The sequence below is a fragment of the Amycolatopsis sp. NBC_00345 genome (genome assembly GCF_036116635.1).
Classification (GTDB): domain Bacteria; phylum Actinomycetota; class Actinomycetes; order Mycobacteriales; family Pseudonocardiaceae; genus Amycolatopsis.
The window spans coordinates 5,465,092-5,491,795 of the sequence record NZ_CP107995.1 but is presented as its reverse complement, the minus strand read 5'-3'; the positions used below and the strand labels follow the sequence as shown (position 1 = coordinate 5,491,795).

The window sequence follows — 26,704 nt, the reverse complement described above, 5'->3', positions numbered from 1 at the left end:
CGCTGCTGGGCGGTGAGTGGGCGTGGTGGGGTTGCTGCGAAACGCTCCCCGGCGCTGAGTACTCGGCCGGGCTGCGGCGGGTTTGGACTTGCTACCGGCGGCACGCGTGGGCTCGGCTCGGAGGGGACCAATCGGGGCAGGGTTTGAAGGCGGAGCCGTCGCGGGGAATCCCGCCGTGCGGACAGGGGCGGGGTTCCTGAGCTGGACAAACCGAACGCCGGGTGGGTCGGGGACCACCCGGCGTTCGTCGGGGCTCGAGGGTCAGCAGGTGCCGTTGTCGGCCCAGACGCCGTCCGGGCCGGTGGTGCCGGGTTCCTCGCCCTGGGTCCACCACTTGGCGGTCCATTTGTGGCCGTTGTGGGAGACGGCGTTGCCGTTCGTGTAGACCTGCGTCTTCGACCATTCCGCGGCGGCGCAGGTGCCCGGGCTGGTGGGCGGGCTGGTCGGCGGGCCCGTCTGCGGCGGGGTGGCGCCGGCGAACTGGGTGGTGAACTTCGTGAAGTCCCAGTCGTTCTGCTGGACGTTGGAGCAGACGCCGTTGTCGGTCGTGCCCACGCAGGCGCGGTCGCGGTTGACCGACCAGAACGTGAAACGGCCGAGCTTATGGCTGGTCGCGTAGTCGTACACCGTCTGGAAGTCCGAGACGTTGAAGATCTCCGCGGCGTCGGACTTTCCGTTCATGCCGGAGAAGCCCTCGTGCGAGTACGCGGTGGCGCTGTCCCAGCCCATGTGGCTCACGAGCAGGCCGTGGAACGCCTCCAGCGCGGACACCTGCGACGAGCCGCCGTTGAAGCCGCCATCGAAGGGCATGATGGAGAAGTTGTTGGGGGAGAAGCCGATCGACTTGGCCTGGTCGAGCAGCTGCGTGCCGAACCAGCCCGTGCCGGCCGCCGTGCCCGGCATGGTCACCGAGACGAACAGGTCCGGGTTGTTGGCCTGCAACGTTTTCGCGGCGCCTAGCTCGTTCGCGATCGCGGCGGTGTTTTCGTACTCCGGCTCTTCGAGGTCGAAGTCGATCGCCTTGAGGCCGTACTTGGTGATCACCTGCTGGTACGCGTCGGCGGTCGCGGCGACGGAGCCACACGTCTGGCCGAGCTTGGTGCCGCCGTAACCGCCGACGGACACGGACACGTCGCCACCGGCACCGCGGATCTTGCTGATCACACCGGCCACGGCCGTGTCCGAAGACACCGCGGACGTGCCGTCCCACGTGGGCGAGCAGCCGCCGCCGTTGGGCGCGAGGATGAACGCCAGCTGGAACGCCTTCTGCCCGGTCGCGTTCATCACGGTGACCGGGTCGGGCGGGTTGTTGCTCTGGGGCATGAGATACGGGGCCGACGCGTACCAGTTGTTGCTGAGCGCGGCGGGGGCGGCCGCGGCGTCCGGCTGCGCGTTGGCGGTCGCGGCCAAGGTCGCGGCAGCCCCGAGCACGGTGGCGGCGGCGATCCCGACGGCGGCCAGTCTGCTTCGTCGCATCTGTCCTCCAACTGTCGAGGCGAGGTGCGCTACAGCATTGGACTAGACCATTGCGAAGTCAAGGCGTGGAGCGGACCACCCGACGTCAGTAGGGCGGCTACGGGCGATATGCCGGGATTGGTGACGTCGCGTTCACCCTGGCGGCCCAACCGGCTCGCCGGCGCGCTGGACCACTGTGGTCAGTGGTCCGGTCGCGGCGGTGGTGAAGAGCGGGGCGAGGCCCGCGGTCGCGGTGGTCGCGGCGGTGCGACGGACGCGGCGGTGGCGGCGGCGGACGCGGCGGCGGTGGTGGTGCGGCGGGCGCGACGGACGCGGTGGTGGTGCGGCGGACGCGGCGGCAGTGGCGGTGGCGGAGAGCGGCGGGGTTTGCCCGGGCCGGGGGCGAAATGTCGGGCGTGGTCGGTGGCGGGCGAGGTGGCCGAGGAGACCACACGGAACGACTTTGGCGGGCGGAGTGCGCCAATGGCGCGCCTGCAGTGGGCGACGATGGTGCCGGGGCGCAGCGAAGCCGGTGCCGCGGGTGGGGATGGTGCCGGGGCGTGGTGGAGCCGGTGTCGCGGGTGGGGATGGTGCCGGGGCGTGGTGGAGCCGGTGTCGCGGGTGGGGATGGTGCCGGGGCGTGGTGAAGCCGGGTGCTGCGGGTGAGGATGGTGCTGGGGCGCAGCGAAGCCGGGTGCTGCAAGGGACGCGCGGGTTGTCGCGTGGGCTGGGGAATCCCCAGCCGCAGCGAGGCGGCGTAGGCGGCTGCCGGACAACCCCAGGTGCGTGGCCGCCTCGCGCGGCATCATGCGAGCGAGGCGAGCACGCACAGCCGGTTACTCGCTCTCGAGGTCGCCTTCCAAGGTCAGGTAGACGTCGCGGAGCTGGGCCAGCAGGGCCGGGTCCGGTTCGGACCAGAGGCCGCGGTCGGCGGCTTCGGTGAGGCGCTCGATGATGCCGCGCAGGGCCCACGGGTTGGCCTGGCGGAGGAAGTCCTGGTTCACCGCGTCCAGCACGTAGGACTCCGACAGCTTCTCGTACATCCAGTCTCCCACGACGCCGGCGGTGGCGTCGAAGCCGAACAGGTAATCCACGGTCGCGGCTAGTTCGAAGGCGCCCTTGTAGCCGTGTTTGCGCATGGCGGACAGCCAGCGCGGGTTGACGACGCGGGCGCGGAAGACGCGCGCCGTCTCCTCTCCCAGGGTGCGGGTGCGGACGGCGTCCGGCGTCGTCGAGTCGCCGACGTAGGAGACGGGCGCGGTGCCCGTCAGGGCGCGGACGGTGGCGATCATGCCGCCGTGGTACTGGAAGTAGTCGTCGGAGTCGGCGATGTCGTGTTCGCGCGTGTCGGTGTTCTTCGCGGCGACGACGATGCGCTTGTACGACTGCTCCATGTCCTCGCGTGCCGGGCGGCCGTCGAGGTCGCGGCCGTAGGCGAAGCCGCCCCAGACCGCGTACACCTCGGCGAGGTCCTTGTCGTCGCGCCAGTTGCCGGAGTCCATCAGGGGCAGCAGGCCCGCGCCGTACGCGCCGGGCTTCGAGCCGAAGATCCGCGTCGTCGCCCGTCGGTTATCGCCGTGTGAAGCCATGTCCGCTGCGACGTGTGCCCGGACGTAGTTCTCCGAGAGCGGCTCGTCCAAACCGGCGACCAGGCGTACGGCATCGTCCATCAGCGTGATCACGTGCGGGAACGCGTCGCGGAAGAAGCCGCTGATACGCACCGTCACGTCGATGCGCGGGCGGCCCAGTTCCGACAGCGGGATCGCCTCGATGCCCGTGACGCGCCGTGACGCTTCGTCCCACACCGGCTGCACGCCCAGCAGCGCCAGCACCTCCGCGGCGTCGTCGCCCGACGTCCGCATCGCCGACGTGCCCCACACCGAGAGCCCGACCGAACGCGGCCACTCGGACGTGGCACTGTCTTCGCGGTACCGGCGCAGCAGCGAATCGGCCAGCGCCTGGCCCGTCTCCCACGCCAGCCGGCTCGGGATGGCCTTCGGGTCGACGGTGTAGAAGTTCCGGCCCGTCGGCAGCACGTTCACCAGCCCGCGCAACGGCGAACCGCTGGGTCCGGCGGGAATGTAGCCGCCGTCGAGGGCGTGCAGGACGGCGTCCAGCTCGGCGTCGGTGCCCGCGAGCCGCGGCACGATCTCGGTGGCCGCGAACGTCAGCACGTGCGCGACCTGCTCGTCGGGGTTGCCCAGCACGTCAGCCACGACACCAACCACCGCCGACGGCGCCCACGAGCGCGTCTCCATCGCCTCGACCAGCGTGCGGGCCGTGGCCTCGATGGCGTCCACTTCGGACAGTGGCGCGTCGGAGTTCTCCTTGAGCCCCAGTGCCGAGCGCAGGCCGGGCACCGCGCCCTGCTTGCCGCCCCACATCTGCTGGGCGCGCAGCATGGCGAGCACCAGGTTCACCCGCGCCTCGCCGACCGGCGCCTCGCCCAGGATGTGCAGGCCGTCGCGGATCTGCGCGTCCTTGACCTCGCACAGCCAGCCGTCGATGTGCAGCAGGAAGTCGTCGAACTCCGCGTCGTGCGGGCGTTCGCCGATGCCGAGGTCGTGGTCCAGCTTGGCCGCCTGGATCAGCGTCCAGATCTGCGCGCGCACGGCGGGCAGCTTCGCCGGGTCCATCGCGGCGATGTTCGCGTGCTCGTCCATCAGCTGCTCTAGCCGCGCGAGGTCGCCGTAGGACTCGGCGCGTGCCATCGGCGGGATCAGGTGGTCGACGATCGTGGCGTGCGCGCGGCGTTTCGCCTGCGCGCCCTCGCCCGGGTCGTTGATCAGGAACGGGTAGACCAGCGGCAGGTTGCCCAGCACCGCGTCGGGCGCGCACGACGCCGAGAGCCCGGCCGTCTTGCCCGGCAGCCATTCCAGCGAGCCGTGTTTGCCCAGGTGCACCACGGCGTGCGCGCCGAACTCCTCCTCCAGCCAGCGGTACGCGGCGAGGTAGTGGTGGCTCGGCGGGAGGTCCGGGTTGTGGTAGATCGCCACCGGGTTCTCGCCGAACCCGCGCGGCGGCTGGATCATGATCACGACGTTGCCCGCCTGCAGCGAGGCCAGCACGATGTCGCCTTCGGCATTCGACGACGTGTCGACATACAGCTGGCCCGGCGCCGGGCCCCAGTGCTCCTCCATCGCCTCGCGCAACGCCGAGGGCAGCCGTGCGAACCACTCGCGGTAACGTGCGGCGGGCACGCGGATCGGGTTGCCCGACAGCTGCTCCTCGGTCAGCCACTCGGGATCCTGGCCGCCGGCCGCGATCAGCGCGTGGATCAGCGCGTCGCCGTCCGGCTGTTCCGTACCGGTCGGCTCGACGCCGGGGAACGCGTCCGCGCCGAGGTCGTACCCCTGGGAACGCATCTGCCGCAGCAGCTTGACCGCGGACGCCGGCGTGTCCAGCCCGACGGCGTTGCCGACGCGCGAGTGCTTCGTCGGGTACGCCGAGAGCATCAGCGCGATCCGGCGTTCGGGCGGAGGCGTGTGACGCAGGCGCGCGTGCGCCAGCGCGATCCCGGCGACGCGGGACGCGCGCTCGGCGTCGGGCACGTAGCGGGGCAGGCCGTCTTCGTCGATTTCCTTGAACGAGAACGGCACCGTGATCAGCCGGCCGTCGAACTCCGGCACGGCCATCTGGTTGCCGGCGTCCAGCGGGGTCAGGCCCTCGTCGCTGGCCGACCAGCTCTCGCGGTCGCTGGTCAGGCACAGGGCCTGCAGGATCGGCACGTCCAGGCCGGCCATCTCGGCGACGTCCCACGCCTCGTCGTCACCACCGGCGCCGGCCTCCGACGGCCGGGTGCCGCCCGCGGCCAGCACGGTGACCAGCAGCGCGTCCGCCTGGCCCAGCTCGGCCATCATCTCCGGCTCGCGCGTGCGTAGCGACGCGCAGTGGATCGGCAGCGCCCGCCCGCCCTCGGCCTCGATCGCGTCGGCCAGCGCGTGCACGAACGCGGTGTTCCCGGACAGGTGGTGCGCGCGGTAGTAGAGGATCCCGACGACGGGCCCGGTGTTCGACGACGCGGGCCGTTCCAGCACACCCCAGGCGGGCTGCACGGCGGGCGGCTCGAAGCCGTCGCCGGTGAGCAGCAGCGTGTCGGACAGGAAACGGTGCAGCTGGGTGAGGTTCTCCGGCCCGCCCTGCGCGAGGTACGCGTGCGCCTCCGCCGCGATGCCCGCCGGCACCGTCGAGAGCTTCATCAGCTCGGCGTCCGGCGTCTGCTCCCCGCCGAGCACGACCACGTGCGAACCGGACGCGCGCAGCGTGTCCAGCCCCTCCTGCCAGCTGCGCGGGGTGCCCAGGATCCGGACCACGACGATCGCCGCGCCGTCCAGCAGCCCCGGCAGCTCGGCGAGGTCCAGGCGGGCGGGGTTCGCCAGGCGGAACTCGCCCTCGGCGGCCCGGGCGCTGAGCAGATCGGTGTCCGAAGTGGACAGCAGCAGGATCACGGTGTTCCTCACTCGGGGTGTCCGCGCCCCGGGTCGTGGGTCGCGCCGGCGGGAGTTCCTGGCTCCCCGGATCACTCCGGGTCACAGTGGCGGGACCGTCCCGGACTCTCACCGGGTTCCTCCACCTGCCGACGCGTGGTTCGCCCTCACTCTCCGGGGCGTGGCCGCGCGCGTCAAGGTGACGTGTCAGACCACGCGCACCGCGACGATCGGCCGCTCGCCGGCGGGATGCGCGCGCCGGGCCGTGACGCTCCACGAGTACCCGCCGAAACCCCCGGTGGCCGGGTCGGCGTGGAACACCATGTGCCCGCGCCCGGCGCCCTGGCCACCGGGGCCGCGGCTGTCCGGGAACTCCGCGGAGGTGCCGTGCGGATCGGCCGTGCAGTCGGCGACCGGCACCCGGTACGCGCCGGCCCCGTCCGCCACCGGCGCGCCGCGGACCAGCACGATGTGCCCGGTGTTCACCGGACGCCGGTGGCCGTAGTCGATCACCACCAGGTCGCCCGCCCGCAGGCCCGCGACGGTGTCCACGGGTGCGAAGTGCGGCACCGCCCGGCGGCTGAACACCCACCAGTAGGTGCGCGAGGGCGGGCTGACCGAGCGGAAGTGCGTGGTGAAGAACTCGTCGTCGGCCCAGGCGTAGGCGCGCTTGAGCACCTGCGTCTGGAACGACGCGCACTGCGTGTGGTTGCGCCACGGCTCGGCCCAGCTCACCACGTCGGGCTCGCCGGAGGCTTTGTACCGGTTGTGCTCGGGAGACACGTGGTCGATCAGCAGCTCGGCGGCGCGCAGGTGTTCGGGGACGATCACGTCGTCCTTGATACCCCCGCTCAGACATCCACCGTCAGCCGGTGCGCTCACGGTCGCCGATCCGCGGGAACGGGGCGGTGGAGAACAGCACCTCCACCGCCACCTCGAAGAACTCCGCGATCCGCAGCGCCAGGTGGAGGCTCGGGCTGTACTCGCCGCGCTCCAGGTACCCGATGGTCTGGTAGTGCACACCCAGCGCGTCGGCCAGCTGACGGCGGGAGATCCCGCGCTCGGCGCGCAGCACCGAGATCCGGTTGTAGACGTTCTCACTCATTGGCGCTCACGCACGCTGCAGTGCCCTTTCCCGTCGTGCCGCCACCGAAGACCCGGACTCCCGCCGTGCCATCCGGCGCAGCAGGATCGGGGCCAGCACCAATCCGATCACGGCCCACGCGGCCAGCACGCCGAGGGTCGCCCACGGCCGCCAGGACTGCCCGATCTCGACCACCACGGCGGAGTCCGGCAGCAGCGCCGAGCGCATGCCGAGGCCGAGCCAGTACATCGGGAACACCTGCGCGACGTCCTGCACCCAGACCGGCAGCGCGGTGATCGGGTAGAAGATCCCGGAGATCGCGCCGAGGCCGAACACCGGCAGCATGATGAAGGCCATCGAGCGGGAACTGGTGGTCAGCGACCCGAGGGCGGCGCCGAGCGGCAGTGTGGCGGTCAGCCCCACGACGAGCACCCACAGCAGGGTCAGCCAGGACCAGACGCCGCCCGTGGCCAGTCCGCTGAACAGGAACAGGGCCGGGATCAGCGTGACCGCCATCCCGGTCACCTGCATCAGCGAGACCGAGGTCATCTTGCCGACGAGGTAGCCGAGCATGCCGTTGGGCGTCGCCTTGGCCCGCAGCAGTGTGCCGTCTTCGCGGTCGACGGTCAGGAAGCCCGCCATACCGGACAGGCCGTTGAGCACGATCCCCGCGCCCAGCACCCCCGGCACGCTCGACGCACCGAGCGAGAACGACGTGCCGGGCAGCGTCGCGCCCCGCATGAACAACAGCGCGCCCAGGGTCGTCACGGTCCAGAACAGCTGCCCGACGATGTCGTCGCGATTGGTCCACTGGTGGCGGAATTCGATCAGGCCGCGGCGCAGGCCGGTCCGGAGCGCGGCCGCGCGGGGATTCATCGCACACCTGCTTCTGTCGAGAGCTCGGCCGTGAGCCCGGCCTCGGCCCGGTGCACGAGAGTCATGTAGGTGTCCTCCAGTGAGGCCCGGCGGACCTCGAGATCCGCGACGGCATCGCCGTGCTGCTTGAAAAGCTCGTACACGTACTTCGTCGCTTCGGTGGTGGAGTGCACGAAGCGTTGCCCGTCGACGGTCCAGCGCACCTCGGCTTCACCGGCGATCTGGCGGCTGAGCTCGTCGGCCGAGCCGTCGGCGACGATGTGGCCGCCGCTGAGGATGAGGATCCGGTCCGCCAGCTTGTCGGCCTCGTCGAGGTCGTGGGTGGTGAGCAGGATCGTGGTGTCCTCGTCGTCGGTCAGCCGGTGCACCAGCTCGTGGAACTCGCGCCGGGCCTCCGGGTCGAAGCCCGCCGTGGGCTCGTCGAGGAACAGCAGCTCGGGCCGTCCGACGATGCCGATCGCCACGTCGAGCCGGCGCCGCTGGCCACCGGAGAGCTGCCGGAGCTTCTTGTGCGCGTGCGGGGTCAGCCCGACGGCCTCGATCAGCTCGTCGGTGTTCCACGGCCGGCGGATCTGCTCCGTCGAATAAGGCGCGTAGTACTCGCCGAGGTGCGCGAGCAGCTCGCGCACGCGCCATCGGCCGTGGTCGCGCCAGGACTGGAGCACGACCCCCAGCCGTGCCCGCCAGTCTTCACCGCCGTTCGCCGGGTCGGTGCCGAGCACCTCGACGAGGCCCGCGGACCGCATCCGGAAGCCCTCGAGGATCTCGATCGTCGTCGTCTTTCCCGCGCCGTTCGGCCCCAGCAGGCAGAGCACCTCGCCGCGGTGCGCGGTGAACGCGACGTTGTGCAGCACGTCGTTCGTCCCGTAGCGCATCCGCAGGTCTTCGACGCGCAGGACTACTTCGCCCTGATTCCGCATCGGAACCACCCCCATCTCACCTGTGCGATCGAACGTAGCACACCTACTACATATGATCACAGGGTTGCTGAACCATTCGCCAGCTACAGTGAGCGCCATGTCCAGCCCCGCCCGCGTGCGCGCCGACGCGTGCCCCGGTGTCTTCGCCACGCACGACGCGGCGGACGGCCCGCTGGCCCGCGTCCGGCTGCCGGGCGGCGCCATCACCGCGGAGCGGCTCCGGGTGCTCGCCGAGTGTGCCGACGAGCTCGGCGACGGCGACGTCCACCTCACCTCCCGCGGCAACGTCCAGCTGCGCGGCGTGACGCGCCCGGGTCTGGCGAAGCGACTGACAGCGGCCGGGTTGCTGCCTTCGCCTTCGCACGAGCGCGTCCGCAACGTCCTGGCGTCACCGCTCAGCGGGATCCACGGCGGGATCGCCGACGTCCGGGGGCTCGCGCAGGCGCTGGACGTCGAGCTGTGCGCGCGGCCCGCGCTCGCCTCGCTGCCGGGACGGTTCCTGTTCGCCTTCGACGACGGCCGTGGTGACGTCGCGGGTGAAGGCGCCGATGTCTGCTGGCGCGCCGTGACGCCGTCGCTCGGCACGGTCCTGCTCGCCGGCGTGGACACCGGTTGCGCGGTGCCGCGGGCCGACGCCGTTGACGCGATGCTCGCCGTGGCCGCCGCGTTCGGCGAGGCGCGGGGGACGGCGTGGCGGATCGCCGAGCTGGCCGACCCGACGGCGCTGTTGCCCGCCGGACCGCGCGAGCACCCGGTCGACCGGCCGGTGCGGGTGGACCCGACGGTGGGCCGGTTCGGTTCGGCGATCGGTGTCGCGCCCCGGTTCGGGCAGCTCACGGCCGCGCAGCTGGGGGTGCTCGCCGACGTCGCCGCGTCGGCCGTGGTGACGCCGTGGCGTTCGGTGGTGCTGCCCGGCGCGACGGACCTCGCCCGCCTGGAGGCTGCCGGGCTGAGCACCGACCCGGGCGCGTTGGAGATCACAGCGTGCATCGGGCGGCCGGGGTGTGCGAAGTCGCTCGCCGACGTCCGTGCCGACGCCGCACAGCTGGTGCCTGGCGGTGTCCGCGCGCACGTCGTCGGCTGCGCGCGCCGCTGCGGCCGGCCGTCGGGGGCCCACCTGGACGTGGTCGCCGAGGGCGGCGGCTACCGTGTCGACGGGCGGTGGACCCCGGTTTCCCGTCTGACGGAAGCGTTGGTGAGAAAGGAAACCTCGTGATCGACTACCTGCGGGACGGTGCCGAGATCTACCGGCACTCGTTCGCCACGATCCGCGAAGAGGCGGATCTGGCGATCCTGCCCGACGACGTCGCCGGCGTCGCGGTGCGGATGATCCACTCCTGCGGCATGGTCGACCTGGTCGACGACCTGCGCTACAGCCTCGACGTGGTCGAGTCCGGCCGCGCGGCGCTCGAGGCGGGCGCGCCGGTGCTGTGCGACGCGAAGATGATCGCGAGCGGCATCACGCGCAAGCGGCTGCCCGCGGCGAACGAGATCGTCTGCACACTGGACGACCCGAGCGTGCCGGGCCTGGCCGAGCGGATGGGCACCACCCGCTCGGCCGCGGCGCTGGAGCTGTGGCGCGACCGGCTGCCCGGTTCGGTGGTCGCGATCGGCAACGCCCCCACGGCGCTGTTCCGGCTGCTGGAGCTGCTCGGCGAAGGGGTCGGCGCGCCGGCCGCGATCATCGGCGTGCCCGTGGGCTTCGTCGGCGCGGCGGAGTCCAAAGTGGAGCTGGCGAAGGCCGCACCCGCGCCGTACCTGGTGGTGCACGGCCGCCGCGGCGGCAGCGCGATGGCCGTGGCGGCCGTCAACGCGATCGCGAGCGTGGCCGAATGACCCCCGGGAAGCTGTACGGCGTCGGCCTCGGGCCCGGCGACCCGGAGCTGATGACGGTCAAGGCGGCGCGGCTGATCGGCGAGGCCGGTGTGATCGCGTACCACAGCGCGCGCCACGGCCGGAGCATCGCGCGCTCCGTGGCCGCCCCGTACCTGCGGGAAGGGCAGCTGGAGGAGCCGCTGGTCTACCCGGTCACCACGGAGACCACCGATCACCCCGGCGGGTACGAGGGCGCGATCGCGGACTTCTACGAGCTGAGCGCCAAAAAGCTCGCCGAGCACCTCGACGCCGGACGTGACGTCGTGGTGCTGTGCGAGGGCGACCCGTTCTTCTACGGCTCCTACATGTACATGCACGAACGGCTTTCCGGGCGTTACACCGCGGAGGTGGTGCCCGGTGTGACGTCGGTGAGCGCGGCGTCCTCGGTGCTCGGCCGCCCGCTGGTGCAGCGCGACGAGGTGTTCACGGTGCTGCCCGGCACGCTGCCCGCGCCGGAGCTGGCTCGCCGGCTCGCCGACACGGAGTCCGCGGCCGTGCTGAAACTGGGCCGCACGTTCGGCTCGGTGCGCGAGGCGTTCGCGGAGGCGGGCAAGCTGGACGACGCGTGGTACGTCGAGCGCGCGACCTGGGGTGAGCAGCGCGTGTTGCCGCTCGCGGACGTCGACCCGGCTTCGGTGCCGTACTTCTCGTTGGCGCTGCTGCCAAGCCCGGCGTACGCGTCCCGTGTGGACGGTGCGGCCTCAGCTGCCGGCGCTGGTCCGGCGCCTGCCGGTGAGAGCGGTGAGGTCGTGGTCGTCGGCCTCGGCCCGGCGGGCCCGGAGTGGCTGACGCCGGAGGCTTCGGCGGAGCTGGCGGCGGCGGAACACGTGGTGGGGTATGGGCCGTACGTCGCGCGGGTGCCGCAGCGCGCGGGCCAGCAGCGGCACGCGTCGGGCAACCGGGTCGAGGCGGACCGGGCGGCCGACGCGCTGGAGCTGGCTCGTGCGGGCGCCCGCGTGGCCGTGGTGTCCTCCGGTGACCCGGGGGTGTTCGCGATGGCTTCCGCGGTGCTGGAACAGGTTTCGGCCGGCCGCGGCGCGGGTGTGCGGGTGCGGGTGGTGCCCGGGGTGACGGCCGCGCAGGCCGCCGCCGCCCGCGTCGGCGCGCCGCTGGGCCACGACTACTGCGTGCTGTCGCTCTCGGACCGGCTGAAGCCGTGGGAGATCATCGAACGCCGTCTTGACGCCGCGGGCGCGGCGGATCTGGTGCTGGCGCTGTACAACCCGGCGTCGCGCACCCGCGTGACGCAGCTGGCGTCGGCCCGCGATGTCCTGCTGCGCCACCGTGCCCCGTCCACTCCGCTGGTGGTGGCCCGCGACGTGGGCGGGCCCGAGGAGGACATCCGCGTCACCACGCTGGGCGGGCTGGACCCGTCCACTGTGGACATGCGGTGCCTGCTGATCGTGGGCTCGTCGCAGACCCGGGTGGAAACCGGGCCCGGTGGGACGGCGATCGTGTGGACACCGCGCAGCTACGGCTGAACGCTGCTTCGCGTGCCCTGAAGGCCACCATGAGGGCAGATAAGTCCCTCATGGTGGCCTTCAGGGCATCCCTGGCATCACGGACAGCTCAGCGGGTCGGGTCCTTGCCGTTGGGCTGCTTGGGACCTGGCCCGGGCGACCACCAGCCCCAGACGGTCCGGCTGCCGTGCCGGACGGTCGGGGCGATGCCCTCGGTGAAGGGCTCCACCTGCAGCAGCTGGCCCCACGACTGGCTGGGCTGGCCGAGCAGGTAGCTGGGCACCTCCGGCTCGTCCGCCAGCTCCTCCAGCCAGCCGTTCGGGCCGCCGTTGGTGCTGGACGCCCAGTCGGCCTCGTCGGCCAGGCTGCCCGCCGTGATGCGGTAGTCCGGGACCTGCGAGATGCCGTCGCGCGAGGTGACCGGCTCGGCGCACGGGTAGACGAACGACGCGGGCCAGTCGATGTACACGGACTTGCCCGCGAGCTTGTCGGTGAGCGTGGTGAACGTCGGCACGCGCGGGGCGGACGCGGCGATCCAGCCGTCCTCGGTCAGGTCGTTGTCGACGATGTTGATCCGCACCGCGTTCGTCTCCGGCGGGAGGTCGCGCAGGTTGATCCGGGTGTCGCCCCAGCCGCCGGTGCCCGCGCCCGGCGGCAGCGCGAACTGGCTGCGCAGGATCTTCACGCCGTCCGGGGTGTTCACGCCGTAGTCGAGGCTCACCGACGACGGACGCCGCACCTGGGCCGCGGTGGCGACCACGATCTGGCCGTCCGCGGGCTTTTCCGTCAGCGCGTACCAATCGCTGCGCAGCCGGCCCGCGCGCGTCTGTGTGTCGAGGTAGCTGCTCCACATCGGCACCTGGGCCGGCGTGAAGCCGTGTGGCGGCTCGGCGAGCGGGTCCTTGTCGTCGGTCGGGCGGGTGTGGAAGCCGGTCTGCACGCGGCCGTTGTCGAGGTCCGGGTTGGGCAGCGGCGACGTTTCCTCCGGCTTGACCGGCACGGTCCGCTGCTCGGACTGCGCGTGCAGGATGCTCTTCGCCGGGTCGCGCTCCACCATCACGTGATCGGACAGGTTGCAGCTCTGGCCGAACAGGTGCCCGAAGTTCGCCGCGCCCAGGCTGTAGCTGCCGGACTGGGTGTGGATCGCCATCGCCATCGTGTAGAACTCGCCGACGGCCGCCAGGCCGCACACCACCACCAGCGACAGCGACCCCAGTCGCAGCGACCGGCTGCGGCGCTCCTGCGATCCCTCCGAAGCCGCCGCCGCGCCCGGCCGGTGCGCGCGGATGTTCTCCACGAACGCGTATATCCCCGCGACCGCGGCCGCCACCAGCAGGATCGTGGACAGCGAGATGCCGCCGAGCGAGGGCGCCACGTTCGTCCACGGCACGCCGAGGCGCGAGACGAACCAGTACGTGTTGGGCCCCGTCGCGGCGAGCGCGCCGACCACCAGCAGCCCGGCCAGGAACGCCGCGCGGTTGCGGTTCGAGCGCAGCACCGTCGAACTCGTGGCGAGCGCGGTCAACGCCGCCATCGCGGCGCCCACCGCGGCGAACGCGCCGAAGTGGTGGGTCCACTTCGTCGGCGTCAGCGCGAGCAGCAGGAAGAACAACGCGACGGTGCCGATCAGCCGGCGGCTCGGGCCGAGCGCGGCGCCCGGGATGCGGCCGCGGCGCAGCAGCACCACCAGGCAGGTTCCGGTGCACAGCAGTACCAGCAGCACCGGGAACCGGCGGGGAGCGGAGCCGTCGGGCAGGTTCTCGAACAGCAACTGGTAGCGCACCAGCTCCTGGAACCACGACAGGTTCGGGCCCACCTGCGTGCGGATGCGCGTGGCCTCCTGCACGGTGGCGAACGTCTGGTCGGCGAACACCACCACCAGCACCAGCAGGCCCGCGGCCAGGATCGGCGCGAGGATCGGCAGCCAGCCGTCCATCGCGCGTTGCCGGACGAGCTTGAACAACGGGCGCGCGGCGACCAGGAACGGCGCCACGGCGATCAGCCCGGTCGGCGTCGCGGCGAGGGTGAACGCGGCGGCCGTCAAGCCGAGGCACAGCGGCAGCAGCCGGCGGGTGACCAGCGCGCGCTCCACCGCGCAGATCGCGAGCAGGGAACCCAGCGCCGCCACCGGTTCCGGCCGGACGCCGTTGTTGTACGGCATCCACCAGACCAGGAACACCGCCGCCGCGGCCCAGCCCGCCGCGCGGCTGCCGCGCACCTGCGTGCCCAGCCGCGGCATCACCTCGCGGCTGATCAGCAGCCAGCTGATCACGCCGACCAGGTAGGACGGCAGCCGGATCCACGGCGGCACCACGCTGACGTGCGCCATCAGCTCGTACACGTGGTAGAACCAGCCGAACGGCGCCTCCGCGACGCCGAACCAGCGGTGGTAGTTGGTCAGGAAACCGGTCTGCTCGGTGACTCTGGCCATGGTCAGGATGTAGCCGTCGTCCGAGGTCACCGGGCCGATGAAGACCCACGCGCCGAGCGCGAGGATCACCGTCGCGTCGCGCCCGGTCAGCCGCCACCAGCCGACCGGCGCCCAGCGGGGCGCGCGCCGCGCGAAGCCGGAGTCCATTCGCCACACCACGATCAGGCAGCCGATGAACGCCAGCACGGCGAGGATCCCGACGCCGAGCTTCAACGGCGTCGGCGAGGTCTGGTAGCGCGTGTCCGGCACGATCGAGACGTGCAGGCCCGAGATCGGGTCGCGCGCGGAGTTGATCGAGGAGTAGATGCCGACGACACGCGGCCGGACGTCGCCGGTCGTGTGGAACACCGTGGTCCCGGCGACCGAGAGCGTCATCTGCGAGGCGTCGGAGCTGAGCGCCACCGTGCAGCCGTCCTGCGGCAGCGGCTGCTGCACGAGCTGCTGGCCCTGGCTGGACGCGAGCAGCACGCCGTTGTCGACGCGCAGCTGGAGGCCGACACCCTTGCCCGCGCGCGGGTCCGTGCGGCCGTCCGGGACAGTCGCGAACAGCAGCGCGGGGCCGTTCGTGCGCGCGTCCAGGGAGCGGATCGCCGGGCACGGCAGCTCGGCTTGGAGGTCCTGGGCCCAGTAGCCGGTCAAGGGCGCGTTGACGGAACGGGTGTCGCTGCCGGTGGGCCAGGCGACCTCCGCGGTGTCCTGCACGACCGGCAGGAAGGGGAAAGCCAGGGCGCAAAGAGCCGCAAGCAACCCCAGCGCTACGGCAATCGGACGCATCCGGGTCACGCTAACGGGTGTGATCGAGAGGGGTTTACGCAGACCCCTGGTGACGCGAGGCGAAGCGTTCGTGGTGGGCGGTCAGGCCGACCCCTGGTCACGCGGGGTGAAGCGTTCGTGGTGCACGGCGTCCGCCAGCGGGGTGCGGCGGCGCCAGCCGTGTCGTTCCAGGTCCGGGACTTCGGCCAGCGCGGTGACCGGCCCGACGCACAGCCACGCCACCGGCCGGATGCCGTCCGGGATGTCCAGCAGCCCGGAGAGGAACGGCTCACGGTAGAAGCTGACCCAGCCGACGCCGAGGCCCTCCGCCGTCGCGGCCAGCCACAGGTTCTGGATCGCCAGGCAGGCCGAGTACAGCCCGACGTCGGCGATCGCGTGCCGGCCGAGGACCGCGGGCGCGCCACGTCCGGCGTCGTAGGTGACCACGATGCCGACGCTGGACTCGAGGATGCCTTCGATCTTGATGCGGGAGAAGGTGTCCGCGCGCTCGCCGTCGAGCGAAGCGGCGAAGACGTCCCGCTCGTCGTGGACGTGCTTCGCGAACGTTTCGCGCGTGCCGATGTCGCGCACCAGGACGAAGTCCCACGGCTGGCTCAGCCCGACACTCGGCGCGGCGTGCGCGGCTTCGAGCACCCGCGTGAGCACGGCGTCGTCGATCGGCTCGCCGGTGAACTCGCCGCGGACATCGCGGCGGCTGTGCAGGACGCGGTAGAACTCTTCGATCATCGGCATAACACCCATTCGACGGCTTCGGCGACGTCCGCCGCCACGGTGGTGGCCGGCCGGGGCGGACGGCGCACGACGACCACCGGCACCCCCAGCTCGCGCGCGGCGGTCAGCTTCGCGGCGGTCATCGAGCCGCCGCTGTCCTTGGTGACGAGCACGTCGATGCGGTGGCCCGTCATCAGCGCGTGCTCTCTGTCCACTTCGTACGGTCCACGGTCCAGCAGCACCTCGTGCCGTGGCGGCAGCGGCGGCTCCGGCGGGTCGACGCAGCGGATCAGGAACCACAGCTCGTCGAGGCTCGCGAACGCCGCCAGGCCCTGGCGGCCGCTGGTCAGGAAGACCCGGCGGCCGAGGCCGGGCAGCAGGGCGGCGGCCTCGGTCAGGTCCTGAGCCCAGTGCCAGCGGTCGCCTTCGCTTTCTTGCCAGCCGGGCCGTGCGAGGCGGAGCAGCGGGATACCGGTTTGCTCTGCTGCGGCGAAGGCGTTGGCGCCAATGCGTTCCGCGAAGGGGTGCGTCGCGTCCACGACGGCTTGTACGTCGTGCTCGCGCAGCCACGCGACTAGGCCGTCGACACCGCCGAAGCCGCCGACGCGTACTTCGCCGACCGGCAGCCGCGGTTGCGCGACGCGGCCAGCTAGGGATGAGACGACGTGAAAGTCCTTGTCATGCAGCACAGCCGCGAGCGCGCGGGCTTCCGCGGTGCCGCCCAAGATGAGGACGTTCATCCGCCGTAACCCACGGCCGCGCGCCAGCGGTCGAGTGTGCGCATGTTCGCCAGCGTTTCCGCCCAGGTCAGCTCGGGTGCCTGCCGGTCGGCCACGTGCGCGGCGACGTGGTCGGCCTCGCGGGTGAACAGGCCCTGCGTCGCCTCGATCTCGATCACCTCGGGCTCGCCGGCGGCGGGAGTCAGCACGATCGACGAGGTGCCCGGCGGGCGCATTTCGTGGATCCACGCGGGCTTCGGCACGTACAGCTGCCCGGTGCTGCCGTAGACGCGGATGTGGTCGTCCTGCGCGAGCCGGTAACCGCAGGACAGCTGCGCGATGATGCCGCCGGGCAGCCGGAGCAGGCCCATCGCGTACTCGTCGACCCCGCGTTCGGAAAGCCGCGCCATGCCGGTGACAGTCGTGGGTTCGATCACGGTCTCGCCGGTGGCGGCCTGCGCGACCAGCCGGGCCAGCGACGTGCAGTAGCAGCCGACGTCGAGGATCCCGCCGCCGCCGAGCGCGGGATCGCCCAGGCGCGCGGCGTCATTGTCGTCCGAGGCGAAGCTGAATGTCACGTCGACGGCCCGGACCTCGCCGATCGCGCCGCAGGAGATCAGCTCGGCCAGCCGTCGCGTCTGCGGGTGCAGCCGGTACATGAACGCCTCCATGAGGAAGACGTCGTTACGGCGCGCGGCATCGATGACCTTCTCGGCCTCTGCCGCGGTGACCGTGAGCGGCTTCTCACACAGCACGTGCTTCCCGGCTTCCGCGGCGCGGATGGCCCACTCGGCGTGCATCGGGTGCGGCGTCGCGATGTACACAGCGTCGATGTCCGGGTCGGCGAGGAGGTCTTCGTAGCCGCCGTACGCCTTCGGGATCTCGAAGCGCGTCGCGAACTCGCGTGCACGCTCGGCCGAGCGTGCGGCGACAGCGCCGAGAACGCCGTGTTTGCTTCGTTCCACGCCGGCCGCGAACTCGGCGGCGATGGTCCCGGCGGCCAGGAGGCCCCAGCGCAGGTTCGTCACAACGACTCCGGTTGGCTCGCGCGGTCACGGGTGCTCGAATACAGGAAGCTGTCGGGAAAACCTTCGGCGGCGAGCGCCCGGCCGACGAAGATGGTGGCCGCCCGCGTCAGCCCGGCCTCGTGCGCCTGACCGGCGATGTCGGCGAGCGTGCCGCGCACCACCGTCTCGCCCGGCTGGCTGGCCAGCGCGACGATCGCCGCCGGGCAGTCCTCGCCGTAGAAACCGGCCAGCTCGGCGGCGACCCGCTCGACGTGGTTGATCGCCAGGTGCAGCGCGAGAGTGGCGCCGCTGCGGGCGAAGTTGGCCAGTGTCTCGCCGTCCGGCATCGCCGTGGACCGCGCCTGTGCTCGGGTGATCACCAGGCTCTGGCCGATCTCCGGCACGGTCAGCTCGCGCCGGAGCACGGCGGCCGAGGCGGCGAAGGCGGGCACGCCGGGGACCACGTCGTAAGGCACGCCGGCCAGGTCGAGCCGCCGCATCTGCTCCGCGACCGCGCTGTAGAGCGAAGGATCGCCCGAGCAGAGGCGGGCGACGTCGTGGCCCGCGTGGTGGGCGTCGACGAGCTTGCCCGCGATCTCGTCGAGGCTGAGGCCCGCGGTGTCGACGCGCTCGGCGTCCGGCGGGCAGTACGCCAGCAGGTCGGTCGGTGTCATGCTGCCGGGGTAGAGGCAGACGCCGCAGCGCGCGAGCGTGTCGCGGCCGCGGACCGTGATCAGGTCCGCCGCGCCGGGGCCGGCGCCGATGAAGTAGACGGTCATTTCCCGCTCCCTCCTCAGAAAAGGACTCGTGAGTGTTTATGACGGTTAGAACCGTCATAAACACTCACGAGTCGTTGGGCCAGGACCACTGCGTCACGGTGCGCGACGGGGTCCAGCCGGTGAACCCGCCGAGCGGTTTCGCGTGCTCGACGGTGATCCGCTGCAGCTCACCGCCATGCTCCGCGTACGCGCGGGCGAGTACCTGCTCAGCTTCGAGCGTCACGCCGTGCGCGACGATCCGGGCGCCGGTGGCGAGGCACGCGTCGAGCAGGCCGGGGACCGTGAGGCCACCGCCGATGAACACGGCGTCCGGCTTCGGCAGCCCGGCGAGGACATCGGGGGCCGGTCCGGTGACCACCCGCAGTTCGGGCACCCCGAGCGTGTTCGCGTTGCGCGTGACGCGTTCGGCCCGCGCCGGGTCGCGCTCGATCGCGATGGCGCGGTTCAGCGGGTGCGCGCGCGACCATTCGACGCCGATGCTGCCCGCGCCCGCGCCGACGTCCCAGAGCAGCTCGCCGGGGCTGGGCGCGAGGTGGGCGAGGGCGGAGGCGCGGAGGTCGCGTTTGGTGAGCTGGCCGTCGTGCTCGAAGGCGTCGTCGGGCAGGCCGGTGAGCGGCAGGGCGGGGCCGGCGCAATCGAGGGCGAACACGGTGAGCGGGCCGGGGTCGTGCGCCCAGCCGTCGGTGATCTGCTCGTCCTCGGCACCGAGGTTCTCCAGCGCGGTCAGGGTGGTGCCGCCGTAGCCGCGGTCCTTCAGCAGCTCACGCAGGTCGGCGGCGTTCGCGCCGAGCACCAGCACCTTGCGCCGGGGCGCCAGCGCGCGGGCGACGCGCTGCACCGCGCGGCCGACCACGGTGACCACCTCGGTCTCCTCGGCCGGCCAGCCGAGCCGCGCGCGGGCCAGCGTCACCGAGGACAGCGCGGGCACGACCTCGATGTCGTGACCGCGGTCCCGCAGCGTGGTGCCGATGCCCGACAGCAGCGGGTCGCCGCTGGCCAGGACGCAGATCCACCGCCCGGAGTGCTCGGCGAGGACGTCGTCGAGCGCGGGCAGCAGCGGGCTGGGCCACGGCTGGGTGCGGACCTCTTCCGGCAGGTACGCGAGCTGCCGCGGCGCGCCCAGTACGACGTCGGCCGTGAGCACGGTTTCCCTGGCCCGCGGCGATAACCCCGGCCAGCCGTCGGCCCCGATGCCGACCACGGTCAGGCGTGATTTTTCGCGCACGTTCGCCCACGCTAGACGACGTGTTTCCTGTGCGATGATCGGCCGGACGCCGACCACGAGGAGTGCTGTTGAAGCCGTACCCGTTCACCGCCGTCGTCGGGATGCCGGACCTGCGCCTGGCGCTGGTGTTGTCCTCGATCTCGCCCGCCGTGGGCGGGGTGCTCGTGCGGGGTGAGAAGGGCACGGCGAAGTCGACGATGGTGCGGGCGCTGGCGGGCCTGCTGCCGGGCGTCGACGTCGTGGACGGCTGCCGCTTCTCCTGCGACCCGGCCGCGCCGGACCCGCTGTGCCCGGACGGCCCGCACCGGACTGGCGGGTCCGCGCACCGGCGGCCCGCGCGGCTGGTGGAGCTGCCCGTCGGCGCGGCCGAGGACCGGGTGGTCGGCTCGCTGAACCTGGAGAAGGCGCTGGCCGAGGGCGTCACGGACTACCAGCCGGGCCTGCTCGCCGCCGCGCACCGCGGCCTGCTGTACGTCGACGAGGTCAACCTCCTGCACGACCACCTGGTGGACACGCTGCTCGACGCCGCCGCGATGGGCCGCGCGACCGTGGAACGAGAGGGCGTCTCGGTCTCGCACGCGGCCCGGTTCGTGCTGATCGGCACGATGAACCCGGAGGAGGGCGAGCTGCGGCCGCAGCTGCTGGACCGGTTCGGGCTGACCGTCGAGGTCGCGTCCAGCCGGGATCCGGAGCAGCGCGTCGAGGTCGTCCGCCGCCGCCTCGCGTACGAAGCGGATCAGGACGGCTTCGCGGCTGCGTACGCGGACGAAGACGCTTCGCTGGCCGCGGACATCGAGGCGGCGCAACGCCTTCTGCCCGCCGTGAAGCTGCCCGACGACGCGCTGCGGCAGATCGCCGAGGTGTGCGCGTCGTTCGAGGTGGACGGTATGCGGGCCGACATCGTCACGGCGCGCACGGCCGTCGCGCACGCCGCCTGGGCCGGCCGCGACGAGGTGACCACCGAGGACATCCGCGTCGCCGCGCGGCTCGCGCTGCCGCACCGGCGGCGGCGCAACCCGTTCGACGCGCCGGGGATTTCCGAGGAACAGCTGGAGCAGGCGCTCGAGGACGCGCAGCCGCCGTCGCCTGGTCCTGATGACAGCGGTCCCGGCGACGGCCCGGACGATGACGGCCCCGGCTCGGGTTCGACGCCGCCTGCGGAGGCGGACCAGCCACCGGGCGACGGCGCTCAGCAGCCCCAACCCCAACCCCAGACTGGGAACGGCGACGGGTCCGGGCCACAGAAGACGGTCGGCGCCGGGGACACGTTCCGGGCGCGCGTGTTCCGAGTCAAGGGCACCGGCGAGGGCGAGCGTGGCCGCCGGTCGCGGGCGATCACCGACAGCGGGCGCACGATCGGCGTCCAGCCGCCGAGTGTCCGCGACGGGCGGCCGCACCTGGTGGCGACCGTGCGCGCGGCGGCGCCGCACCAGCGTTCGCGAGGCCGCAACGGTCCGGGCCTGAAGGTGCGTACACAGGACTTGCGCTTCGCGTTGCGCGAAGGGCGCGAAGGAAACCTCGTGCTCTTCTGCGTCGACGCGTCCGGCTCGATGGGCGCGCGGACGCGGATGCGCGAAGTGAAGACGGCGGTGCTGTCGTTGCTGATGGACGCTTACCAACGGCGGGACAAGGTCGGCTTGGTGACGTTCCGTGGCGACTCGGCCGAGCTCGCGCTGCCGCCGACGATCAGCGTCGATGCCGCCGCGTCCCGGCTCGAAGGCCTGCCGACGGGCGGCCGCACGCCGCTGGCCGAAGGACTGCTGGAGGCCGCGCGGGTGCTACGGGTGGAGGCGATCCGCGACCCGCGCCGGCGTCCGCTGCTGGTCGTGGTCACCGACGGGCGGGCGACGAGCGGGGCGGACGCCGTCGTGCGTTCGCAGGCCGCCGCCGGGCTGCTCGCCGGGGTGACCACGATCGTGATGGACTGCGAGAGCGGGCGGATGCGCCTCGGCCTCGCCGCGGAGCTGGCCGGGCACCTCGGTGCCGAGCACGTGCCGCTGGCGGACGTCGCCGCGGAGTCGCTCGCCTCGGCGGTGCGTGAACGCACGGGAAGGGCTGCCTGATGCCGCAAGGGAAACCGGCCGTCGTCCCGCAGGACGGGCTCACCACGCGCCAGCGGCGCAACCGGCCGCTGCTCGTCGTGCACACCGGCGAGATGAAGGGCAAGTCGACCGCCGCGTTCGGCATGGCGCTGCGCGCGTGGAACCAGGGCTGGTCGATCGGGGTGTTCCAGTTCGTGAAGTCGGCGAAGTGGCGCGTCGGCGAGGAAGCCGCGTTCCGCGCGCTCGGGAAGCTGCACGACGAGACCGGCGAGGGCGGCGCGGTCGAGTGGCACAAGATGGGCGAGGGCTGGAGCTGGACGCGTAAGTCCGGTACCGAGGAGGACCACGCGGCCAACGCGCGGGAGGGCTGGGCGGAGATCAAGCGCCGTCTCGCCGCCGAGACGCACGGGTTCTACGTGCTCGACGAGTTCAGCTACCTGCTCAAATGGGGCTGGCTCGAGGTGGACGACGTGGTGTCCGCTTTGGTCTCCCGGCCCGGCCACCAGCACGTGGTGATCACCGGCCGGTACGCCCCGCCCGAGCTGATCGAGGCCGCGGACCTGGTGACCGAGATGACGAAGGTCAAGCACCCGATGGACGCCGGGCAGAAGGGGCAGCGGGGGATCGAGTGGTAGCGCGGGTGGTCATCGCCGCGCCCGGCTCCGGGCACGGCAAGACGACCATCGCGGCCGGCCTGATGGCGGCCCTGCGCGCGGCCGGGCACCGGGTGTCCGGGCACAAGGTGGGCCCGGACTTCATCGACCCGGGTTACCACGCGCTCGCGACCGGCCGCCCGGCCCGTAACCTCGACCCGTTCCTGCAGGGCGAGGAACGGCTGGTTCCCTTGCTGCGCCACGGTTCCGCGGGCGCGGACATCGCCGTGATCGAGGGTGTGATGGGCCTGTTCGACGGCGCGCTCGGCACGGAGGGCTACGCCTCGACGGCGCACGTCGCGCGGCTGCTGGACGCGCCGGTGGTGCTGGTCGTCGACGCTTCGGCCGCTTCCCGCAGCGTCGCGGCGACCGTGCTGGGCTTCGCGAGCTACGACACCCGCGTGCGCCTCGCCGGCGTGATCCTGAACAAGCTGGGCTCGCAGCGGCACGAGGACGAGATCGCGTCCGCACTGGAGGGGACGGGCGTGCCGCTGCTGGGTGCGTTGCGGCGTAACGAGAACGTGCACGCGCCGAGCCGGCACCTCGGGCTCGTCCCGGCCGCCGAGCGCGCGGCGGACTCTCAGCGGGTGCTGCCGGAGCTGGCGGACTGGGTCGCGGGCGGGGTGGACCTGGAGGCCGTGGTCCGGGTCGCGCGCAGTGCACCGCGACTTTCCGGTCCGATGTGGACTCCGCCGGGTGACATGGCGGGGCCGCGCACGGTGGTCGCCGCGGCCGCCGGGCCCGCGTTCACCTTCCGCTACACGGAGAACGTGGAGCTGCTCGCGTCTTACGGGGTCGACGTGGTGGACGTGGACCCGTTGCGGGACAAGGAACTTCCGGACGGATGCGCCGGACTGTACTTCGGCGGCGGTTTCCCGGAGGTGCACGCGGCCGAACTGTCGGCGAACCGCGCGTTGCGTGAGCAGGTGGCCGCCGCGATCGCGCGCGGGATGCCGGTGAGCGCGGAGTGCGCGGGGCTGCTGTACCTGTGTGAATCCCTCGACGGCCTGCCGATGGTCGGCGCCCTGCCCGCGACGGCCGCGATGACCAAGCGGGGCAAGCTCGGCTACCGGACCGCAGTGTCCCTTTCGGACAATGTGCTGGCTCCGGCAGGCGCGCGGGTCACCGGCCACGAATTCCACCGCACCGAGGTGACACCCGGCCACGGCGCCACCCCGGCGTGGGGCTGGGACCGCCTGCGGGACGGGTTCGCTTCGGCTTCGCTGCACGCTTCGTACCTGCATGTGCATTGGGCCGGGTATCCGGAGCTGGCGCAGCGTTTCGCCGGACATGTGCGGGCTTTCGCTTCGGTGGCCTCCGGTGGCTGAGTACGACGCTGCTTCCGCGGGCGCGTCGGCGGGATACGACTTGCACCACCACGGAGACCGCGAGGTCGGGCCGGGTTTGGTGGACCTCGCGGTGAACGTCCGGCTGCCGCGGCCGCCGGAGTGGCTGCGGTGCGAGCTGGCGTCGGCGCTGGACACGCTGGCCGCGTACCCGGACTCGACGGCGGCCGCCGAGGCCGTGGCCCGGCGACACGGGCGAACGGTCGACGAGGTGCTGGTGACGGCGGGCGCGGCGGAGGCGTTCACCTTGCTGGCCAACGCTTTGCGGCCGGAACACGCAGTGGTCGTCCACCCGCAGTTCACCGAACCGGAAGCGGCCCTGCGCGCGGCGGGTCACCAGGTCTCGCGGGTCGTACTGTCCTCTTCGGACGGTTTCCGGCTTGGGCCGGTCCCCGCGTCGGCCGATCTGGTGTTCGTGGGGAACCCGACCAATCCGACGTCGGTGCTGCACCCCGCGTCGACCCTGCGCGCACTGATCCGGCCGGGCCGGCTGCTGGTGGTGGACGAGGCGTTCCTCGACGCCGTCCCGGGCGAGGCGGAGAGCCTGGCGGGGGAGTCGCTGCCGGGCGTGGTCGTGCTGCGGAGCCTGACCAAGACGTGGGGCCTGGCGGGCCTGCGCGCGGGCTACCTGCTCGGACCGCCGGACGTCGTGGCGCGGCTGCGCGCGGTCCAGCCGCCGTGGTCGGTGTCCACTTTGGCCGGTGTCGCGACGGTGGCCTGCTGCCGTCCGGCCGCGGTGGAGGAGGCGGAGAAACTGGCTGTCGCCGCGGAATCCGATCGGGAGTACCTGGTCTCCGGCCTTACCTCGCTGGGCCTCACTGCACCGAGCCTGACCACGCCGGGTCTCACCACACCGGGTCTCACCGCGCTGGGCCTCACTGTCCTGGGCGACCCGCGAGGCCCCTTCGTCCTGGTGCGCCACCCCGACCCGTCCTTGCGCACCCGCCTGCGCGACGCCGGTTACGCGGTCCGCCGCGGCGACACCTTTCCCGGCCTGGGGCCGGAGTACGTGCGCCTGGCCGTCCGTTCCCGCGAGGTGACGGACGGATTCCTGGCCACGTTGGCCGCGTTGCTCTGAATTCAGCCGTGGTCTGGCTACGAGGAATTCCGAAAAGCTGAAATTCCTGACCCGAATTTAACTCGAAAGAGTGAATTCGCGCTCTGGGGAATTGAGTGTTGTAGCGCGGAGCCTTCCGGAGGCGACACAGCCGCCGTGAAGTGATTGTCGGCGCGTCGAGAAGAACGTGCCCATTGCGCGAAGGGGCGGATTTCATCATGGCGGAATCGATCGGAACCATGCAGATAGTGATCAACCACCGGACTTTGCGGGTGGGTCGTCAGGCGTATTCGCTCAACACTATCGCCCGGGTGCAGGTGCAGCCCGTTCCCCGGCCCGCCGACGCCGGGCAGGGCAATAGCGGGATCGGCTGTGCCGTCGCGTTCGGCGTGCTGGTGCTGATGGGGATCATCGCGGGAGCGGCGCAGAGCCCGGCACTCGGGACGATCGGTTTCCTGGTCGCCATCGCGGCCGGCGTCATCGCGTACATCAAGAGCAAGAAGAGCTACACGCCGCTGTACATGCTCATGCTCGAGACGAACGGCAGTCCGATGGCCGCACTCGTGTCGCCCGACCAGGAGAATCTGGAATGGGTCGCCGAGCGGGTCGTCGAAGCCATCGAAAATCCGCCCGAGACGGAGAAAGCCTTCACGGTGCAGAACGTGTCGATCGGTGACAACTACAGCATGGTCGGAAACCACAACATCGGCCGGGTGAGCTGATCGATGGGTGTTCCGTCCGGTAATGGTGACCAGTACAACCTGTATGGCGATCACAACATCGGCCACCAGGTCAACAATGGTGTGCGCGCCGACGTGGAGGAGATCACCGAACTGGCGTTGTTCGTCGCGCACTTGTCCCGGCTGGGGCTCGTCACGGAAGCCGGCGCGCCCACCGATCCCCAGGCGATCGAAAACGAGGTGGCCGAGAACCAGCCGAGGCTCGCGAAGGTGGCCGCGGCCCTTCGGCGGGGCGCTTCGCGGAGCCTGTCGGCCACGCTCAACCAGATCGTCGTGCCGGTGGTGCTGAAGATGGTCGAAAAGCAGTTCTCGCTGTAGCGGGGTTCGCGCGCTGGCCGGCTGGGCTCAGGCGGCCAGCGCCAGCAACGCCCCGGCCACCGCGGCTTCGACGCCCGCGCCCAGCACGTCGCCCGTCATCCCGCCCAGGCGGCGGACACAGCGGGCGAGCAGCACCGCCGCGGCGGCGTAACCCACGGCGACGGCTACCGGGCCACGCCACCAATCCAGGCCCGGGGCCAAGCCGAACAACACCAGGCCGGCGAGTGCCGCCACGATCAGGCCCACCGCGACGGCCACCAGCACCGGCACCGAGCCGGCGACCGTCGCGCCCAAGCCCTCCGGCCGGGCCGACGGGACTCCCCGCGCGCAGGACATCGAGAGCGTGCACCGTCCCACCAGCACCGCGATCACCACCGCCACCACGCCGTGCCCGGCCGTGATGGCGCCGGTCAGCGCGCCGACCTGGATCAGCAGGGTGAAGACCAGCGTCGCGATCCCGGTGGGGCCGGAGTCGCCGCGGCGCATGACGTCCAGGGCCTTCGCGCGGTCGTAGGAGGCGCCGAGGCCGTCGGCGGTGTCGGCCAGTCCGTCGAGGTGCAGACCGCGGCTGCCCAGCGCCACCGCGCCCAGCGCGAGTGCCGCCACGGCCGGCGCGGGCAGGCCGAGGGCGTTCCCACCCGCCACGATCAGGCCCGCCACCACCGCGAGCGGCACCGCGGCGACCGGGCCCAGCGTCATCGCCGCCCCGGCCACCCGGCGGTCGATGACCCGTGGCGCCGGGACGGGCACGGTCGTGAGCGTGCCGACAGCGAGGCGTACTGCGTCGCCGAACCTCTTCACCGGC

22 protein-coding genes and 1 riboswitch are annotated in these 26,704 nt (G+C 72.2%); of the genes, 9 read left to right on the top strand and 13 right to left on the bottom strand.

Annotation, left to right across the window (positions count from 1 at the left end; all coding sequences use genetic code 11):
* Positions 1-261 precede the first annotated feature (261 nt).
* The 6 genes from OG943_RS24440 to OG943_RS24415 all read right to left on the bottom strand — a co-directional run bounded on the left by OG943_RS24440 (position 262) and on the right by OG943_RS24415 (position 8,762).
* On the bottom strand, positions 262-1,476 hold the full coding sequence (locus OG943_RS24440) for a chitinase (RefSeq protein ID WP_328603234.1): 1,215 nt from the start codon (positions 1,474-1,476) through the stop codon (positions 262-264).
* An 815-nt stretch (positions 1,477-2,291) separates the two neighbouring features.
* On the bottom strand, positions 2,292-5,903 hold the full coding sequence (gene cobN / locus OG943_RS24435; protein WP_328612143.1) for a cobaltochelatase subunit CobN: 3,612 nt from the start codon (positions 5,901-5,903) through the stop codon (positions 2,292-2,294).
* Positions 5,904-5,955: 52 nt separating this feature from the next.
* Positions 5,956-6,025, bottom strand: a riboswitch (cobalamin riboswitch).
* A 64-nt stretch (positions 6,026-6,089) separates the two neighbouring features.
* Positions 6,090-6,713, bottom strand: a complete 624-nt coding sequence (locus tag OG943_RS24430) for a hypothetical protein (RefSeq protein WP_328603233.1) — start codon at positions 6,711-6,713, stop codon at positions 6,090-6,092.
* A gap of 34 nt (positions 6,714-6,747) precedes the next feature.
* Positions 6,748-6,987: a helix-turn-helix transcriptional regulator gene (locus OG943_RS24425; protein ID WP_328603232.1), complete on the bottom strand. Its 240-nt coding sequence runs from the start codon at positions 6,985-6,987 to the stop codon at positions 6,748-6,750.
* A 6-nt stretch (positions 6,988-6,993) separates the two neighbouring features.
* Positions 6,994-7,842 carry an ABC transporter permease gene (locus tag OG943_RS24420; protein ID WP_328603231.1) on the bottom strand — a complete coding sequence of 283 codons (849 nt, stop codon included), beginning with the start codon at positions 7,840-7,842 and terminating at the stop codon, positions 6,994-6,996.
* Complete coding sequence (locus OG943_RS24415; protein WP_328603230.1) at positions 7,839-8,762, bottom strand: ABC transporter ATP-binding protein; 924 nt, start codon at positions 8,760-8,762, stop codon at positions 7,839-7,841. The genes OG943_RS24420 and OG943_RS24415 overlap by 4 nt, the downstream gene beginning before the upstream one ends.
* Before the next feature lie 97 nt (positions 8,763-8,859).
* On the opposite strand from OG943_RS24415, the gene OG943_RS24410 reads away from it, so the two are divergent.
* From OG943_RS24410 to OG943_RS24400, 3 genes are read left to right on the top strand one after another with little or no spacing between them, the layout of a single operon-like run.
* Positions 8,860-9,978, top strand: coding sequence for a precorrin-3B synthase (locus OG943_RS24410; RefSeq protein WP_328603229.1), 1,119 nt, complete (start codon positions 8,860-8,862; stop codon positions 9,976-9,978).
* On the top strand, positions 9,975-10,598 hold the full coding sequence (locus OG943_RS24405) for a precorrin-8X methylmutase (RefSeq protein WP_328603228.1): 624 nt from the start codon (positions 9,975-9,977) through the stop codon (positions 10,596-10,598). The genes OG943_RS24410 and OG943_RS24405 overlap by 4 nt, the downstream gene beginning before the upstream one ends.
* Positions 10,595-12,118, top strand: coding sequence for a precorrin-2 C(20)-methyltransferase (locus OG943_RS24400; protein WP_328603227.1), 1,524 nt, complete (start codon positions 10,595-10,597; stop codon positions 12,116-12,118). Before OG943_RS24405 ends, OG943_RS24400 begins: the two co-directional genes overlap by 4 nt.
* 88 nt (positions 12,119-12,206) lie before the next feature.
* Here the strand turns inward: OG943_RS24400 and OG943_RS24395 are convergent, their stop codons facing one another.
* From OG943_RS24395 to cbiE, 6 genes are all read right to left on the bottom strand, one after another.
* A complete protein-coding gene (locus OG943_RS24395) occupies positions 12,207-15,302 on the bottom strand; it encodes an arabinosyltransferase domain-containing protein (protein ID WP_328603226.1) in 3,096 nt (1,031 codons plus the stop codon).
* A gap of 81 nt (positions 15,303-15,383) precedes the next feature.
* On the bottom strand, positions 15,384-16,028 hold the full coding sequence (gene bluB, locus OG943_RS24390) for a 5,6-dimethylbenzimidazole synthase (protein ID WP_328612142.1): 645 nt from the start codon (positions 16,026-16,028) through the stop codon (positions 15,384-15,386).
* Positions 16,025-16,753, bottom strand: a complete 729-nt coding sequence (locus OG943_RS24385) for a cobalt-precorrin-6A reductase (RefSeq protein ID WP_328603225.1) — start codon at positions 16,751-16,753, stop codon at positions 16,025-16,027. The genes bluB and OG943_RS24385 overlap by 4 nt, the downstream gene beginning before the upstream one ends.
* A complete protein-coding gene (locus OG943_RS24380; protein ID WP_328603224.1) occupies positions 16,750-17,760 on the bottom strand; it encodes a Gfo/Idh/MocA family protein in 1,011 nt (336 codons plus the stop codon). The genes OG943_RS24385 and OG943_RS24380 overlap by 4 nt, the downstream gene beginning before the upstream one ends.
* Positions 17,757-18,518, bottom strand: a complete 762-nt coding sequence (gene cobM / locus OG943_RS24375) for a precorrin-4 C(11)-methyltransferase (protein WP_328603223.1) — start codon at positions 18,516-18,518, stop codon at positions 17,757-17,759. The genes OG943_RS24380 and cobM overlap by 4 nt, the downstream gene beginning before the upstream one ends.
* A 64-nt stretch (positions 18,519-18,582) precedes the next feature.
* Complete coding sequence (gene cbiE / locus OG943_RS24370) at positions 18,583-19,743, bottom strand: precorrin-6y C5,15-methyltransferase (decarboxylating) subunit CbiE (RefSeq protein WP_328603222.1); 1,161 nt, start codon at positions 19,741-19,743, stop codon at positions 18,583-18,585.
* 68 nt (positions 19,744-19,811) lie between these two features.
* Between cbiE and OG943_RS24365 the strand changes: the two genes are divergently transcribed.
* From OG943_RS24365 to OG943_RS24340, 6 genes are all read left to right on the top strand, one after another.
* Entirely contained in the window at positions 19,812-21,806 is a 1,995-nt protein-coding gene (locus OG943_RS24365; protein WP_328603221.1) for a putative cobaltochelatase, read from the top strand.
* Complete coding sequence (gene cobO / locus OG943_RS24360; RefSeq protein ID WP_328603220.1) at positions 21,806-22,420, top strand: cob(I)yrinic acid a,c-diamide adenosyltransferase; 615 nt, start codon at positions 21,806-21,808, stop codon at positions 22,418-22,420. Before OG943_RS24365 ends, cobO begins: the two co-directional genes overlap by 1 nt.
* On the top strand, positions 22,414-23,766 hold the full coding sequence (locus OG943_RS24355; RefSeq protein ID WP_328603219.1) for a cobyrinate a,c-diamide synthase: 1,353 nt from the start codon (positions 22,414-22,416) through the stop codon (positions 23,764-23,766). Before cobO ends, OG943_RS24355 begins: the two co-directional genes overlap by 7 nt.
* A complete protein-coding gene (gene cobC, locus OG943_RS24350) occupies positions 23,759-24,862 on the top strand; it encodes an Rv2231c family pyridoxal phosphate-dependent protein CobC (RefSeq protein ID WP_328603218.1) in 1,104 nt (367 codons plus the stop codon). Before OG943_RS24355 ends, cobC begins: the two co-directional genes overlap by 8 nt.
* 197 nt (positions 24,863-25,059) lie before the next feature.
* On the top strand, positions 25,060-25,563 hold the full coding sequence (locus OG943_RS24345; protein WP_328603217.1) for a DUF6232 family protein: 504 nt from the start codon (positions 25,060-25,062) through the stop codon (positions 25,561-25,563).
* 3 nt (positions 25,564-25,566) lie between these two features.
* Positions 25,567-25,899: a hypothetical protein gene (locus tag OG943_RS24340; protein ID WP_328603216.1), complete on the top strand. Its 333-nt coding sequence runs from the start codon at positions 25,567-25,569 to the stop codon at positions 25,897-25,899.
* A 27-nt stretch (positions 25,900-25,926) separates the two neighbouring features.
* On the opposite strand, the gene OG943_RS24335 is transcribed toward OG943_RS24340, so the two are convergent.
* A complete protein-coding gene (locus tag OG943_RS24335) occupies positions 25,927-26,700 on the bottom strand; it encodes an adenosylcobinamide-GDP ribazoletransferase (RefSeq protein WP_328603215.1) in 774 nt (257 codons plus the stop codon).
* Positions 26,701-26,704 lie beyond the last annotated feature (4 nt).

What these genes read in the sequence shown, in the direction of transcription:
- bluB (WP_328612142.1), bottom strand. Translation starts at nt 16,028, where the DNA reads ATGATCGAAGAGTTCTACCGCGTCCTGCACAGCCGCCGCGATGTCCGC.
- OG943_RS24440 (WP_328603234.1), bottom strand. Translation starts at nt 1,476, where the DNA reads ATGCGACGAAGCAGACTGGCCGCCGTCGGGATCGCCGCCGCCACCGTG.
- cobM (WP_328603223.1), bottom strand. Translation starts at nt 18,518, where the DNA reads ATGACCGTCTACTTCATCGGCGCCGGCCCCGGCGCGGCGGACCTGATC.
- OG943_RS24345 (WP_328603217.1), top strand. Translation starts at nt 25,060, where the DNA reads ATGGCGGAATCGATCGGAACCATGCAGATAGTGATCAACCACCGGACT.
- OG943_RS24420 (WP_328603231.1), bottom strand. Translation starts at nt 7,842, where the DNA reads ATGAATCCCCGCGCGGCCGCGCTCCGGACCGGCCTGCGCCGCGGCCTG.
- OG943_RS24340 (WP_328603216.1), top strand. Translation starts at nt 25,567, where the DNA reads ATGGGTGTTCCGTCCGGTAATGGTGACCAGTACAACCTGTATGGCGAT.
- OG943_RS24395 (WP_328603226.1), bottom strand. Translation starts at nt 15,302, where the DNA reads ATGCGTCCGATTGCCGTAGCGCTGGGGTTGCTTGCGGCTCTTTGCGCC.
- OG943_RS24415 (WP_328603230.1), bottom strand. Translation starts at nt 8,762, where the DNA reads ATGCGGAATCAGGGCGAAGTAGTCCTGCGCGTCGAAGACCTGCGGATG.
- OG943_RS24410 (WP_328603229.1), top strand. Translation starts at nt 8,860, where the DNA reads ATGTCCAGCCCCGCCCGCGTGCGCGCCGACGCGTGCCCCGGTGTCTTC.
- OG943_RS24425 (WP_328603232.1), bottom strand. Translation starts at nt 6,987, where the DNA reads ATGAGTGAGAACGTCTACAACCGGATCTCGGTGCTGCGCGCCGAGCGC.
- OG943_RS24385 (WP_328603225.1), bottom strand. Translation starts at nt 16,753, where the DNA reads ATGAACGTCCTCATCTTGGGCGGCACCGCGGAAGCCCGCGCGCTCGCG.
- cobO (WP_328603220.1), top strand. Translation starts at nt 21,806, where the DNA reads ATGCCGCAAGGGAAACCGGCCGTCGTCCCGCAGGACGGGCTCACCACG.
- OG943_RS24400 (WP_328603227.1), top strand. Translation starts at nt 10,595, where the DNA reads ATGACCCCCGGGAAGCTGTACGGCGTCGGCCTCGGGCCCGGCGACCCG.